This window comes from Pseudalkalibacillus sp. Hm43, from assembly GCF_051842935.1.
Lineage (GTDB): Bacteria > Bacillota > Bacilli > Bacillales > Fictibacillaceae > Pseudalkalibacillus.
The window spans coordinates 43590-57415 of the sequence record NZ_JBPXRR010000005.1; the positions used below are offsets into that span (position 1 = coordinate 43590).

Annotated in this window: 15 protein-coding genes and 1 rRNA gene; 1 reads left to right on the top strand and 15 read right to left on the bottom strand. The window is 42.1% G+C overall.

Annotation, left to right across the window (positions count from 1 at the left end; translation table 11 throughout):
* Positions 1 to 53: 53 nt before the first annotated feature.
* The 3 genes from ACSVDE_RS18735 to metG form a co-directional block, all read right to left on the bottom strand.
* Positions 54 to 1259, bottom strand: a complete 1206-nt coding sequence (locus ACSVDE_RS18735) for a ubiquitin-like domain-containing protein (protein WP_439302438.1) — start codon at positions 1257 to 1259, stop codon at positions 54 to 56.
* A gap of 210 nt (positions 1260 to 1469) precedes the next feature.
* The gene (locus ACSVDE_RS18740; RefSeq protein WP_439302439.1) at positions 1470 to 2240 is read right to left on the bottom strand and encodes a TatD family hydrolase; all 771 of its coding nucleotides are present in this window, start codon (positions 2238 to 2240) and stop codon (positions 1470 to 1472) included.
* Between the two features lie 333 nt (positions 2241 to 2573).
* Entirely contained in the window at positions 2574 to 4550 is a 1977-nt protein-coding gene (gene metG, locus ACSVDE_RS18745) for a methionine--tRNA ligase (RefSeq protein WP_439302440.1), read from the bottom strand.
* A 574-nt stretch (positions 4551 to 5124) separates the two neighbouring features.
* Between metG and ACSVDE_RS18750 the strand changes: the two genes are divergently transcribed.
* Positions 5125 to 5409, top strand: coding sequence for an AbrB/MazE/SpoVT family DNA-binding domain-containing protein (locus tag ACSVDE_RS18750; protein ID WP_439302441.1), 285 nt, complete (start codon positions 5125 to 5127; stop codon positions 5407 to 5409).
* Between the two features lie 159 nt (positions 5410 to 5568).
* Here the strand turns inward: ACSVDE_RS18750 and rsmI are convergent, their stop codons facing one another.
* The 12 genes from rsmI to rrf all read right to left on the bottom strand — a co-directional run.
* The gene (rsmI, locus tag ACSVDE_RS18755; RefSeq protein ID WP_439302442.1) at positions 5569 to 6447 is read right to left on the bottom strand and encodes a 16S rRNA (cytidine(1402)-2'-O)-methyltransferase; all 879 of its coding nucleotides are present in this window, start codon (positions 6445 to 6447) and stop codon (positions 5569 to 5571) included.
* On the bottom strand, positions 6419 to 6712 hold the full coding sequence (locus tag ACSVDE_RS18760) for a GIY-YIG nuclease family protein (protein ID WP_439302455.1): 294 nt from the start codon (positions 6710 to 6712) through the stop codon (positions 6419 to 6421). Before ACSVDE_RS18760 ends, rsmI begins: the two co-directional genes overlap by 29 nt.
* Entirely contained in the window at positions 6702 to 7439 is a 738-nt protein-coding gene (locus ACSVDE_RS18765) for a tRNA1(Val) (adenine(37)-N6)-methyltransferase (protein WP_439302443.1), read from the bottom strand. The genes ACSVDE_RS18760 and ACSVDE_RS18765 overlap by 11 nt, the downstream gene beginning before the upstream one ends.
* Before the next feature lie 101 nt (positions 7440 to 7540).
* The gene (yabA, locus tag ACSVDE_RS18770; protein WP_439302444.1) at positions 7541 to 7897 is read right to left on the bottom strand and encodes a DNA replication initiation control protein YabA; all 357 of its coding nucleotides are present in this window, start codon (positions 7895 to 7897) and stop codon (positions 7541 to 7543) included.
* Between the two features lie 12 nt (positions 7898 to 7909).
* On the bottom strand, positions 7910 to 8734 hold the full coding sequence (locus tag ACSVDE_RS18775; RefSeq protein WP_439302445.1) for a PSP1 domain-containing protein: 825 nt from the start codon (positions 8732 to 8734) through the stop codon (positions 7910 to 7912).
* Positions 8735 to 8739: 5 nt separating this feature from the next.
* On the bottom strand, positions 8740 to 9726 hold the full coding sequence (gene holB / locus ACSVDE_RS18780) for a DNA polymerase III subunit delta' (protein WP_439302446.1): 987 nt from the start codon (positions 9724 to 9726) through the stop codon (positions 8740 to 8742).
* Between the two features lie 16 nt (positions 9727 to 9742).
* On the bottom strand, positions 9743 to 10186 hold the full coding sequence (locus ACSVDE_RS18785) for a YaaR family protein (RefSeq protein ID WP_439302447.1): 444 nt from the start codon (positions 10184 to 10186) through the stop codon (positions 9743 to 9745).
* Between the two features lie 9 nt (positions 10187 to 10195).
* The gene (locus tag ACSVDE_RS18790; RefSeq protein WP_439302448.1) at positions 10196 to 10525 is read right to left on the bottom strand and encodes a cyclic-di-AMP receptor; all 330 of its coding nucleotides are present in this window, start codon (positions 10523 to 10525) and stop codon (positions 10196 to 10198) included.
* Positions 10526 to 10584: 59 nt separating this feature from the next.
* Entirely contained in the window at positions 10585 to 11223 is a 639-nt protein-coding gene (tmk, locus tag ACSVDE_RS18795; RefSeq protein WP_439302449.1) for a dTMP kinase, read from the bottom strand.
* Positions 11224 to 11255: 32 nt separating this feature from the next.
* On the bottom strand, positions 11256 to 12671 hold the full coding sequence (locus tag ACSVDE_RS18800) for an aminotransferase class I/II-fold pyridoxal phosphate-dependent enzyme (protein ID WP_439302450.1): 1416 nt from the start codon (positions 12669 to 12671) through the stop codon (positions 11256 to 11258).
* A gap of 124 nt (positions 12672 to 12795) precedes the next feature.
* Positions 12796 to 12984, bottom strand: coding sequence for a sigma factor G inhibitor Gin (locus ACSVDE_RS18805; RefSeq protein WP_439302451.1), 189 nt, complete (start codon positions 12982 to 12984; stop codon positions 12796 to 12798).
* A gap of 742 nt (positions 12985 to 13726) precedes the next feature.
* A 5S ribosomal RNA gene (gene rrf, locus ACSVDE_RS18810) occupies positions 13727 to 13826 on the bottom strand; the annotation flags it as partial.

The window sequence follows — 13826 nt, forward strand, 5'->3', positions numbered from 1 at the left end:
ATCCCTGCGCTAAAAGATGAAATGTGTATGATGTTCTGCCAAACATCCTCACGTTAATTTAGTACTTTGATACGAACAGTCTTCCTACCCCAACTTCTTGCTGTAGATTTACTGCTGAAGAATACATCGATTTTATTACCACGGATTGCGCCACCAGTATCCAGAGCAGTAGCATATCCATATCCTTCAACCCAGACTCTGCTTCCTAATGGAATGACACTTGGGTCAACAGCAATGACTTTCGCATTCGGATTTGCTTTCAAATTGTAACCTGTAGCCGTAATTCCAGAACAACCACTGCAATTTGCTGTATATGCAGTACTTGTAACATAAAATTCACGACCGGCTGGTTCGGACGAATTTGATGATTTGCTACGTGAAACCGTTTGAGTTCTTACCTTCGTACCGACTGCTACAATTTTATCTTTACTGTCAGATACTTTTTCCGTTTTGACCAGTTCTCTGGAGACTTCTTTTCCATTCTCCATGACAACCTCATAATGCTTTTTCACTTTTCCTTCTTGACCATTGGAAACGACTTTTTCCTTACCTTTTTCAAGGCTGCTATCTTTACGCTTAACGACTGCGTAATCCACTGTTTCTTCCACTACATCGGTGACCTTTTCTACCCGAATGACTTTGACCTGAGATCCCTTTTCGACGAGGGCGTCTTTACCAGGTTCTACGCGATCCATTTCTGAAAGCTGGATCTTATTTTGTTTTAAAAGGTCAGCGACCGTAATCGAAGTGGTCCAAACTTGTTTTTCTTTTCCACCGTCATTCAACTTGACTTGAAATGCTTTTTCAAGATTGACAGTTAATCCATCTATGATGTCAGCATCGAGAGCTGGACTTAATTGATCGTGCTCTTCAACCTTGATTTCCTCTTGTTCTAACATCTCTTTCACTGTATCAGCCGTGGTCCAGATCTTTTGTTCCTTCCCTCCGACATTTAGTGTCACTTGATGGGACTGGACCCAAGAGATCTTCATCTGATTTTCGACTTTTGTATCTAATCCAGGACTTACTTTGTCGTGTGAACCGACAACAATCCCATTTTCTTGTAAAATCCCCTCAACGGTTTCGGCATGAGTTTGCACCTGCTTTTCCTTCCCGTTAATTGAGAGTGTGACCGAGTTTTTCGTCATCTCATAAGCTCCGACGCTTACGGCTGCTCCCAATACGAGTAGGCCTGCAATGGATACCAGAAGCCACTTTCCCGATAACATTCTGGTCATGACAGTTTTTAGGTGGATCATGTTCCGACCCCTCCTTTTCGAATTCTGTTATTTACAACACCTGCTGTACCTCCGTCAAACAAGACCTCCCTTTCACTTTTGGTCCCCATTATGCAAGGGATTTTTTGAAAAATAAAGGAAAATTGCTCGACATGATTTGTGTTCTATTTTAGAGAACTTTGTAGAATCTCGCGTTATCTCTTCTTTCTCTTCTTCCTTCGACATTTATCATCAGCGATTGATGCCGAATAAACGAAATGCGTTGTCGGAAGTTTTTTGGGCGAGTTCTTCTACTGATATGCCTTTCAAATCGGCGATTTGTTCTGCGATATATTTTACATAAGAAGATTCGTTACGTTTTCCCCTTAATGGATGCGGGCTTAAAAACGGACAATCCGTTTCAATCAGCAATCGATCCATCGGAATTTCAGCAGCTACTTCTTTTGGGCGTTTTGCATTTTTGAATGTGACAGGTCCACCGAAAGATATGTAGAAATTCATATCCATGCACCGTTGGGCGATTTCCAAGCTACCACTGTAGCAGTGCATTATACCACCGACTTCTCCTGCATTTTCTTCTTCCAAAATCGATACTACGTCTTCAGTCGCTTCACGATTATGAATGACAATGGGAAGCTTGACCTTTTTAGCGAGGTTGATCTGTTTTCGGAAGACTTCCTTCTGAACCTCTTTCGGAGATTTGTCCCAATGATAATCGAGCCCCATCTCTCCAAGCGCTACGACTTTCGGATGTTCAGATAGTTCTTCTAGCCACTTCAGATCTTCTTCCGTCATGTCGATTGCATCAACTGGATGCCAGCCGACCGCTGCATAAATGAAATCATATGTTTCCGCAAGCTCCAGTGCACCATGAATCGTTTTTCGGTCAAAGCCGACGACAACGATATGGGAGACACCTTCGTCAAGCGCTCTCTGGATGACTTCATCACGATCGTCTTCAAATTGATCGGCATTCAAATGAGCGTGAGTATCAAATAACATAGTCAAAAACACCTACTAAATCATGATATTTATAATCCGTAACTCCTAGTTTCAAAATCACTTTCCTAGTTTATCACATTTAATATAGGAATTGCTAAGTCAATTGCTTGTCATTCCGATTACAAATCCATTACAAAGAAAAGTCATTATTATATAGAAGAAAAGCGATTTAATCTAAATGAACATGGATTTCCCATCATATACACTCCTGTGCTAGACATTACTTCCATGGTAGCACCAGTCTCGTGGATAGCGATTAAAGAGTCTAATTTCTATGAATTACCAAAAAAAAGATCGACCCTTTTATCGGGTCGATCCCTGATTCATATGGCGTTATTTTACAATGGAGCCGTTCGGTAACGATTGATCGATTGTTGCGAGCTTCAGCTTTCCGTCCTGACTTCCAGCTAGAATCATTCCTTCAGAACGTTCTCCACGTAATTTGACCGGTTTCAGGTTCGTCACACAAATGACCTTCATACCCACAAGTTCTTCCGGTTGGTAATATTGCGCAATACCAGAAACGACTTGACGCTTCTCATCACCAAGGTCCAGTTGAAGCTTCAAGAGTTTATCGGCCTTTTTCACTTTATCTGCCTCTACGATTTCAGCTACTTTCAATTCAACCTTTGAAAACTCATCAAAACTAATTTCATTGTTCGGTGCTTCCTCTTTTTGTTGATTCGATTGATCAGAAGAAGTTTCTTCTTCTTTCGGTTCAGAACCTCGCATAGAAGTTTTGATATAGGTGATTTCATCTTCATTCTCTAGGCGTGGGAAAATCGGTTGTCCTTTTTGAACCTTCGTTCCTCCAGGGATTTGACCGAACTCTTTCAAACTCTCCCAGCTTGTAAGATGTGCATCGTCTTGAATACCTAGCTGTTCCCAAATCTTATAAGGAGCCTTCGTCATGAATGGTTGAATCATGACAGAAACGTAGCGTAACGATTCAGCCAGATGGGACATGACGGAAGCCAACTGATCACGTTGATCTTCGTTTTTCGCTAGAATCCATGGTTGCGTTTCATCAATATATTTATTCGTGCGACTGACCAGTTGCCAGATGGATGATAATGCTACTGAAAATTCCATATGGTCCATCGCATTTTCTACTTTTTCAAGCGTCGCATTCACTAATTCTTCAAGTGAATCATCATAGGAGGTGATCATTCCTTCATGCGCAGGAATTTCTCCGTCAAAGTATTTGCTGATCATGGCTACTGTCCGGTTCAATAAATTACCTAGATCATTCGCCAGGTCATGGTTTACACGATCAACGAAGCTTTCCGGTGTAAAGACACCATCTGATCCAAATGGAACTTCACGTAATAGGTAATATCGAAGCGCATCCAGGCCATAACGATCGATCAATGTGACAGGATCGACGACATTCCCCTTTGATTTCGACATTTTTCCGTCTTTCATCAATAGCCACCCATGAGCAAATACTTGCTTAGGCAATGGCAAGTCGAGTGCCATAAGGATGATCGGCCAATAGATTGTATGGAAACGCGTAATCTCTTTTCCGACTAGATGGACATCTGCCGGCCAATATTTTTTGTATTTGCTATCATCTTCCGAACCATATCCGAGCGCGGTGATATAATTGGATAACGCATCAATCCATACATAAATGACGTGCTTCGGATTTCCTGGTACTTTAACTCCCCAATCGAAAGAAGTTCGAGATACAGCGAGATCTTCCAAGCCAGGTTTGATGAAGTTGTTGACCATTTCATTCTTTCGGGTTTCAGGAAGAATGAAGTGTGGATTCTCTTCATAGTATTGTAGAAGTCGATCAGCGTATTTGCTCATTTTAAAGAAGTAAGATTCCTCTTTCACCCGTTGAACAGGTCTACCACAATCGGGGCATTTCCCATCCTCTAATTGAAGATCCGTAAAGAACGATTCACAAGGGGTACAATACCAACCCTCATACTCATCTAAGTATATATCACCTTGCTCCATAAGCTGTTGGAAAATCTTTTCGACAACATTTTTATGGCGGTCTTGCGTCGTTCGGATGAAATCATCATAGGAGATGTCTAACTTATCCCAAAGCTCTTGGATACTTTCTACGATTTCATCGACATATCGGATAGGAGTTTTACCACTCTCTTCCGCTTTCTCTTGAATCTTCTTTCCGTGTTCGTCTGTACCAGTCAGGTACATGACATCATAACCACGGAGTCTTTTATACCTTGCCATAGCATCTCCAGCTACGGTTGTGTAAGCATGTCCGATATGAAGCTTCCCACTTGGGTAATATATCGGTGTTGAGATGTAAAATGTTTTGTTTTCCCCTGGCATTCTTGCTACCTCCTCTAATTTCCAAAAATTGTTTCATGAGAATTGATTAGGGGTAAGTTAGTCGATAATACAACTTCTTAAAGTATTTTTCCCGTTTCATTCTACCATTAATTAAAGACTTTTTCTTTCCCTAGACATAAAATGACACGCAAGTACGAAAAACAATATATGTAAATACCTACAGGATTACTGTACTTGGTCAAAAATATACCTGGTACCTTCGAAACTATATATGAACTCTTTCATCTTTCGACATTATTTTGTCGAAATTTGACGAATCGATGAGGGGTTATAATACTTTTAGATTATGAATAACCCTAAAATAGTTAGTAGAATTTACCTGTATATTCCTGATAGAAATGGAAGGGTTTATCAGTTCAGTAATTTGGAATTGCGTCAACTCAACAACGAAAGGGTGTTTACAAAAATTGCAAAAACTTTCTCAGGAGAAAATGATTGACGAGTTTGGGAATCGCTGGTATTATTAGGACATAATAGTTTTTGTCGAATAATGGCGATAAACATAGAATGAAGTCAAAATAAAAATAGGATTAAAGAGAGGAGATTTTACATTATGAAATCTACAGGTATCGTACGTAAAGTTGATGAACTAGGTCGTGTGGTCATTCCGATCGAGCTTCGTCGTACTCTTGGAATTGCAGAAAAAGATGCTCTTGAAATCTATGTAGATGACGATCGCATCGTACTTAAGAAATACAAGCCTAACATGACTTGCCAAGTAACAGGAGAGGTTTCCGATGATAACCTTTCAATCGGTGACGGAAAGATCATCCTTAGCCGTGAAGGTGCAGAACAAATCCTTAAAGAGCTAAACGACTACGTTTCTAAATCAAAATAAGTGATTTAAAAAAAGAGGCTGACAACTGTCAGTCTCTTTTTTGATGGCTATTTTCGCTTTGTTACTCTTAAGAGTCGTTGATTTCCGCTCCAGGATGCTCGCTTTCCGCGGGGCGTGCGGTGAGCCGTGAATTTCGAAGAAATCAACCAACTATGTTAATTACGATTCGACATGATAGATTTGGTAGACTTCGCGTTTCGGCAAGTCACGGTCGAGTGCGACTTGCTTGATCGCTGCTTTATTCGACATGTCATCTTCCTTCATGTAATGCTCAACGTGTTCAATGACCGACAAGGTAATCCACCATTTATCATCCGGATCATCAATCACACCGGTTCCTTCAATGATGATGCAGAATTCTCCCCTTACCTGCTCTTCATCGCTCCAGGTCAACAAGTCCCCAAGGTTCCCACGAATGATTTCTTCAAATTTTTTCGTGAGCTCTCGATTCATAGAGGCTTTCCTCTCCACACCAAAAGCATCCGACAACTCTTTCAACGTATCTTTCAAACGATGGGGAGACTCATAAAGAATGAGACTGTCTCTAAGTTTGGATAGGAATTCTATTTCTGTTTTACGTGATTTTTTGTCTCGTGGTAGAAATCCATAGAAATAGAAATGGTCTGTCGAAAGTCCTGAAGCCACGAGTGCGGGCAAGGCCGCATTGGCACCAGGTAAAGGTATGACTGTAATTTGCGCTTCTACACATTCCTTGATCAAATCATGACCAGGATCGGAAACACCTGGCATACCCGCATCACTTACAAGTGCAATCGTATGTCCATCCTTCAGTTGTTCAATCAGCTTTTCACCGCTCTTCATCTTGTTATGTTCATGATAGCTGACAAGAGGTGTCGAAATGTCGAAATGATTGCATAGTTTTTTCGTTTGTCTTGTATCCTCACATGCAATCAAGTCCGCATCCTTCAAATATTGAATCGCCCGGAATGTCATGTCTTCCAGGTTCCCGATCGGTGTTGGGATGATGAATAATCTTCCTTGATCCGTTTCAGTCTGATAACTCTTTTGACTCCACATGATTCATTGACTCCTTCATATCAATCAGACGTTCTTTCTCAATCCTTTTCAACTGTTTGATTCGGTATTCTGCTCTCAACGCATCGGATTTCGTAACATGCTCTTCCATGTATACAAGCTTCACCGGCGTCCGTCCACGAGTGTACTTCGCTCCTTTGCCTTGTTGATGAGCAATGATACGACGATCCAAATCATTTGTATAGCCTGTATACAAACTTCCATCTTTACATTCTAGAATATATACACAATGCCCGTCATCGCCCATATGCACGGAGAACCTCCTCTGTATATTCATTGGATTCGTTATATACGATGATTGGAGGGAGAAGCTTCAAATCGGGCTTTCCGCCTTTAGAACCTTCAACTAGAATCATGTTCGCCTCTTTACCCTGTTTCGGATAGACGAACTGCAGACGCTTAGGTTCTAATCTATATTTTCTCATAAGAGATAGCAAATCCATCAATCGTTCCGGACGATGGACAAAGGCTGCCTTTCCACCGTTTCGTACACTTTTGGCAGCGATTCTGACGACATCATCCAATGAACAATAGAGTTCATGCCTCGCGATTGCATAATGTTCATTTTGATGATGGTCCTTCGGATTTTTCGATTCAAAATAAGGTGGGTTGCATGTCACAACATCATAGTCTTCATTCAGTTCATTTTCTAATTGGAGAATATCCTTATGCTGAATGGAAATCTGATCTTCCAGCTCATTGAGCGCAACACTTCGTTCAGCCATGCTGACGAGTTTATTTTGTATTTCGACCCCTGTAATGGTTCCTTTCGTCCTTCTCGACAAAAGAAGAGGGATGGCTCCTGTACCTGTACACAAATCCAATAGTTTTCCTTTCTGAATCGGTACATAGACGAAATTCGCTAATAAGACTGCATCTAGGGAAAATGTGAATACAGAAGGGCTTTGAATGATTTTCAACTGATCAGGTATGATGTAATCGACACGCTCTCCTTCAAATATTTCTACTGACATCATGCTGTATCCTTTCACATTGAATATGTAAATTTATCATGTCCTAACGAAAAAACCTTATCAAACTGAGCATTTGATAAGGTCTAAGTCCTAGTGGAAAGCTACTTTTTGTTCAAAAAAGATAGGCAGAACAAACAATCTCCTTCGGTACGGATACTTCCATAATGCAGATTGCATATATGAAAGCCCTCTTGATACAATCGAGCCAATGTATCGAATCCTTCACCGATGTCTGGAGCATTTTTCTGTGCATCTTCCTGTTTTGAGGAACGATTGCCTTGAGCCGGTTGTTTCTCCCGCTCCAAACGGCTCCTCAAATTACGGTTTTCCACTTCTAGATGGTGATTTTCCTCCAGAAGAGCAGCCAACTGGTTTTTTAAATCTCCCAATTGCTTGTATAAACTTCCGATCTGCTCTTCCATTTCACTTACTCTTGAGAAGATTTCTTTCTTGTCCACGGCTTCACCCCGTTACTCTGTCGCTTGTGAAACGGAGCCTTCCTTAATAAGCTCATCAAGGGTGTATTCAATCACACGTTCACGTTCATAGAGGTCAACCTGCACGAGACGTTCAAGAATGTTCAGACCAACGACTTTTCCGTTTCCATGTGCTGTGTGAATCTCTTCTCCTATGTCTGGAAGCTCCTTTTTAGCGGTTTCATAATCATCGTTTTCATATTTCAGACAACACATCAGTCGACCGCATAAACCAGAAATTTTCGCTGGATTCAATGAAAGATTTTGGTCTTTCGCCATCTTAATGGAGACGGGCTCGAAATCTCCAAGGAATGTGGAACAGCATAGCAAACGACCACAAGGCCCGATTCCTCCAAGCATTTTAGCTTCGTCACGTACACCGATTTGACGAAGTTCAATCCGTGTACGGAAGATGGATGCCAGGTCTTTCACGAGTTCACGGAAATCGACACGGCCATCAGCTGTAAAGTAGAAGATGACTTTGTTACGATCAAACGTATACTCGACATCGACGAGTTTCATATCGAGGTCATGTTCATCAATCTTCTTTACACAGACGTCGAATGCTTCTTTCGCTGCTTCTTTATTTTCTTGGACGGAAATTTGGTCCTTTTTGTTCGCGATCCGTACGACCTTCTTCAAAGGAAGGACGACATCGTTCTCATCGACTTGTTTCTTTGCAAGGACCGTCTTGCCATATTCAATCCCTCTTGCTGTTTCGACAATGACGAATGTGTTGTTATCTATATCTAGATCACCAGGATCAAAATAATATATTTTTCCCGCTTTCTTGAAGCGGACACCAATTACTTCATACACTAGGGTTATCCCTCCTGCAATCTAAGCACCAATTGCTCCATTAACAATTGAAGATTCATATTTGCGTTCAGACGTCTTTTCGCTTCGAGTATCTGCATCATTTGATGGCGTACTCTGCTCTGGGAGCTATGTAGCGCTTGGACGGATAATATATTTGTAGCATCGTTGAATACGATGGATTGTTCTTCTTCTAATTGAGTGAGAAAGACGTCTTTATACCAAATCAACAACAAATCCAAACCGATCTCGACTTGTTGTTTATCTTTGAAATGTGGGTGCCAATATTCATTCAGAGCGAGAAGGACTCGGTGTGGTCTTTCATGAAGCTCTTCTCCTAATTTTAACACGTTCTTTCGGGCTTGTACAAACCACTCATCCTCTAGTAACGATTGCGCTTCTTTCTGATCATTGGTTAACGCTGCTGCGGTTTTTGCCAATTGTTCAGGATTACCTTCGCTTGTAAGCGCTTGAATCAGTTCCCGTTGAGATTGTGGGGCGAACGTTAAAATTTGGCACCTCGACCGGATCGTGTCCAGAAGCTGTTGCGGATTCTCCGTCAATAGGACGGCGACCGTCTTCTGTCCCGGCTCTTCTAAAAATTTCAACAGGCTGTTCGCAGCCTGGGTTGTCATCCTCTCCGCATGTTCTATGATGTACGCTTTGGATTTGGACTCCAGCCCGAGATAGGAGAATTCCTTCTGCAACTTTCTTACCTGTTCAATCTTGATTGACTGTCCATCCGGCTCCACCAAATGCACATCTGGATGATTGCCTGAATCGATCCGTTTGCAATCCGGACATTCGCCACATGGCTCACTTGATTCTCTTACACGACAGAAATAGGCTTTTGTCAGTTGGAGAGCTACTTGCTTCTTTCCAGTCCCCTTGTTTCCTTTGAATAAGTAAGCATGGGCCAAACGGTCTTTCTTTATGCTGTTGGTCAATAACTTCACAACATACGGTTGTTTGTCCTGTAGTGTGTTCCAACTCATAACAATCGACTCTTTTCTACGTATACAAATTGACGAGTAATCCTTTAATCTCACCAATCCTGCCTAATATATCAATACTCTTGACTTCCCGGTTCATAAGCTCTTCCGTCAAGGTAATCAACTCTTCATCAATCCGTTCCACGAGATGCATCGTTTCCAGATGCCCATGCCCGCTCCAACTTCTTGATTTCTTCAGATTCATGCCGAACTCTACCGTTTCTTTCATGAATCGTTTTACAAGGCGTTTGTACTCTCTAAGGTCGCTTAATGTTTGTGATTTCAGCAAACGTTGTCCTTGTTGATCGATTTTATTCAAAAGCGTAGACAGATGCTCATTTTGTAGCTTCTGCTGTTGTGCTTGGACCACTGAATCGAACTTCCCTTGTCTGACAGGTGGTTTTACCCCTTCCTGCAGCCTTTGTTCGACAGTCGTCCGAAGGTCTTGACCGATTTTCATCATCGATGCCTCCTAAAATTGCATAAACTGTTCAATCGGAAGGACGAATACAGTCGCGCCACCAACTTCGACTTCCACAGGATATGGAACATAAGAGTCCGCATTCCCGCCCATTGGTGAAACAGGTGCTACGAGCTGATCTCTGCTTTGGCAATTCTCTTTGATAATGTCTAGTACACGTTGGACGTGCTGATCTTCTGTACCAATCATGAACGTCGTATTCCCGGACTTCAGGAATCCACCCGTACTCGCTAATTTCGTTGCACGGAAATTGCTCTTCACAAGGGCATCCGACAAACGATTGCTATCTTTATCTTGAACCACCGCAACCACAAGCTTCATAAGCGAGAGCTCCTTTCATACCTTATTATCTCTATTATAACAGGTGCACATTTTTCATTCTATTTTATCTTTGCAAGTTTTTGGTTGATTATGCTGATGACGTCTTCATAGACATCCTCTATGGATTGTTCCGCATTCACTTTGACGATTCTTTCAGAAAACCGATCATTTACGATTTGATAGCCTTCTTGCACTTTTTCATGAAAATCGAGCTTTTCAAGATCGAGTCTGTTCTTTTCCCGTTTGGCATTATCGTCGATTCGACCCAAACCTACTTCCGGTGAAAGATCGAAATAGATCGTCAAATCCGGCATATGGTCCTCTGTAGCGAAACGGTTGATTGTATACACTTCATCTATGCCCAGTTCACGAGCATATCCTTGATAGGCGAGGCTGCTGTCGATGAACCGGTCACATAGTACGACTTTCCCTTCCTGTAATGCCGGTAGGACTCTCTCCACCAGATGCTGACGCCTTGCTGCAGCGTAAAGAAGTGCTTCTGTTCGCCCGTCCATTTTCGTATTTTCCGGATTCAGGATCACCGAACGAATCTGTTCTGCAATCTCGATCCCACCTGGTTCTCTTGTACAGATGAACGGGATTCCCCGACTTTTGAATGCTTCTTCGACCCGTTTGATGATCGTCGTTTTTCCAGCTCCCTCAGGTCCTTCAAATGTGATGAATAACGGTTGACTCATGTAAAGCTACCTCCGAACTCTTGATGTTTATATTATCGATATATCATAATTCCTTGATCAGGTTGATTGCCTTGAAACCTTGCCTTCTGCTCAATCAGGAAAGAACAATAGGCAAGATGGTCCTTTGTAATACGTTCCCCTTTTAAAAGGATCGGGATTCCCGGTGGATACGGGATGATAGTTTCCGCACTGACCTTTCCAACGGTTTCGGCAAGTGGCACTTTCGTCTGCTCTTGCTGATTGCTTCTACTCAGATCGATTTCAGCGATGGCAGGTAACTTGTAGTTAACATGCATCGGCTTTCGATCGTTCACGACTTCATAGGATGACAGGGTCGCCTTGATCAGGTTAATGAGGTGATCCTTCTGTTTTAACCGGCTTAATGGCAACACGAACAACACATTGAACGGGTCCGCCAGTTCTGTATATATTCCGACTTGCTCAAGTACCTTTTGTAATTCATAGCCTGACAATTTCGTTCTCGACTGCACCACCAATTTGAGCGGATCATGGTAATCACAACCGTGAGACCCCTGTACGACTTCAATTTGCGGAACGGTCTTGAGTCGTTCTTTCAACTCTTGGATACTGACAATGATCTGCTTAATATCATCAGGTTCCAGGCTTTCTAGATACGCACGTGCATAATCGAGCGACGCCATCAATACATAGGACGGACTACTTGACTGTAAAACCTCGAGCTTGTCTTCTAGCTCAAGGGGATCGACAAGGCTGGATTTGATATGTAAAAATGACGCCATCGTCATTGCAGGTAATGTTTTGTGGGCAGATTGAACGACCACATCAGCCCCCATCGATAATGAAGAAGATGGGAAAGGGGAGCCAATTCCGAAATGAGCCCCATGTGCTTCATCTACCAGGACAGGACATCCCTGTTCGTGTGAGAATGCAATGATTCCTGTTAAATCCTGTGTCATCCCGTAATAGTTCGGATTCGTCAGGATGACAGCATCAATGGCATCATAAAGCTTGAAAGCTTCCTCGACGCTTTCTATCGTAATCCCTGTAGCGACTCCGGTCGTTACATCCACTTCGGGAGTAAGGAAAACAGGTATTGCTTCGGCTAGACGTATTCCATTCATGATTGATTTGTGGCAATTCCTTTGAACGAGCACGGTTGAACCTTTTCGACACGTCGCCAAAATCATCGCAAGATTTCCGACTGTCGTACCGTTTACAAGAAAATAACTACGGTCTGCCTGGTAAAATCGAGCGGTCTGATCCTGCGCTTCCTTTATGACCCCAGAAGGATCATGTAAATCATCAAGCCCTGACAATTCGGTTGCATCCAGTTGCAAAAGATCTTTTTTGAATCTGTCATCTGACCAAAGTTCACCGTATTTATGTCCTGGCACATGAAAAGAAAACACCTGCCGATCATAATGTTCTATCAGCCTATCCATTAACGGTGTATGTAGCTTTTTCAATACCATCAGTCCGATTCTGTGAAATATCCTCCCCTCATTCTATCAAAAAACAATCTAAATGACTTGTAGATACGAGGATTGGATGAATTGGGCAAACAAAAAAACAGGTGTATGTTCACCTGCTTTAACAAGAAACTCGATTGATCTTCCTTAATTTCTCTATAAAATATTGATATTCTTCATCGTCCGTATCCGTTACAACCATTCTCTGTTCACATTCGGTGCATAAAAAGTGTTGGAAAATATAGATCCCTTTATTGGATTGCTCTTCACAAACCATACATGTATCCGTGGATCGCTTTGTCGTTTCCATTTCTCCCACCTCCATCACCATTGTTGCCAGAAACAATTATAAATATACCGAACCGATTCAATTTTTAGAAAAATCATCTGCTAACGTAAATGTATGATGGGTCATTTGGAATTGTGTATGTCTCCCTGAAAGTAAAGATGGAATATTGAAAGTTGATTTCTTCGAAATTCACTGCCTTTCATAGAAGTCACTTCATTGCTTTTTTATAAGTCTTTCCAGATACCATTTGCCCGCGATTTTAATAAAAATCTGGTTTTTAACCAAAAAGAAGTGATTTAAAAGCGATTTATTACTCTTTGGAACTGTTTTTTGTGCAGAGGAGTAAAAATCACCTCTTTAGTAAAATGTTACTCCCTTTTTCATGCAATAAACGATGGATCTCATAGTCTCACTTCGATGTTTAGACCTCTGAGCTTCTTTTGAAAAACACAAAAAAGAACAGCTTCGCAGCTGTCCTTTCGTTGTTGCCCGGCGACGTTCTACTCTCACAGGGGGAAGCCCCCAATTACCATTGACGCGCGAGCTTAACTTCCGTGTTCAGCCTTCGGCTTGCGATGAACGGCGGATCTCTTCGTCAACTGCACTCTCCTCCGTCCTCGCGTATATCATACGCTCCGGTCGTGGCTCCCTTGTTTCCTCGACCTCCTTGTTCCTCTCAACCCTCAACTTCGTAGCCTTTGGACCTTACGGTCCTTCTTTTGAAACACAAAAAAGAACAGCCTTATAAGGCTGCTCTGTTGTTGCCCGGCGACGTTCTACTCTCACAGGGGGAAGCCCCCAATTACCATTGACGCTGAAGAGCTTAACTTCCGTGTTCGGCATGGGAACGGGTGTGACCTCTT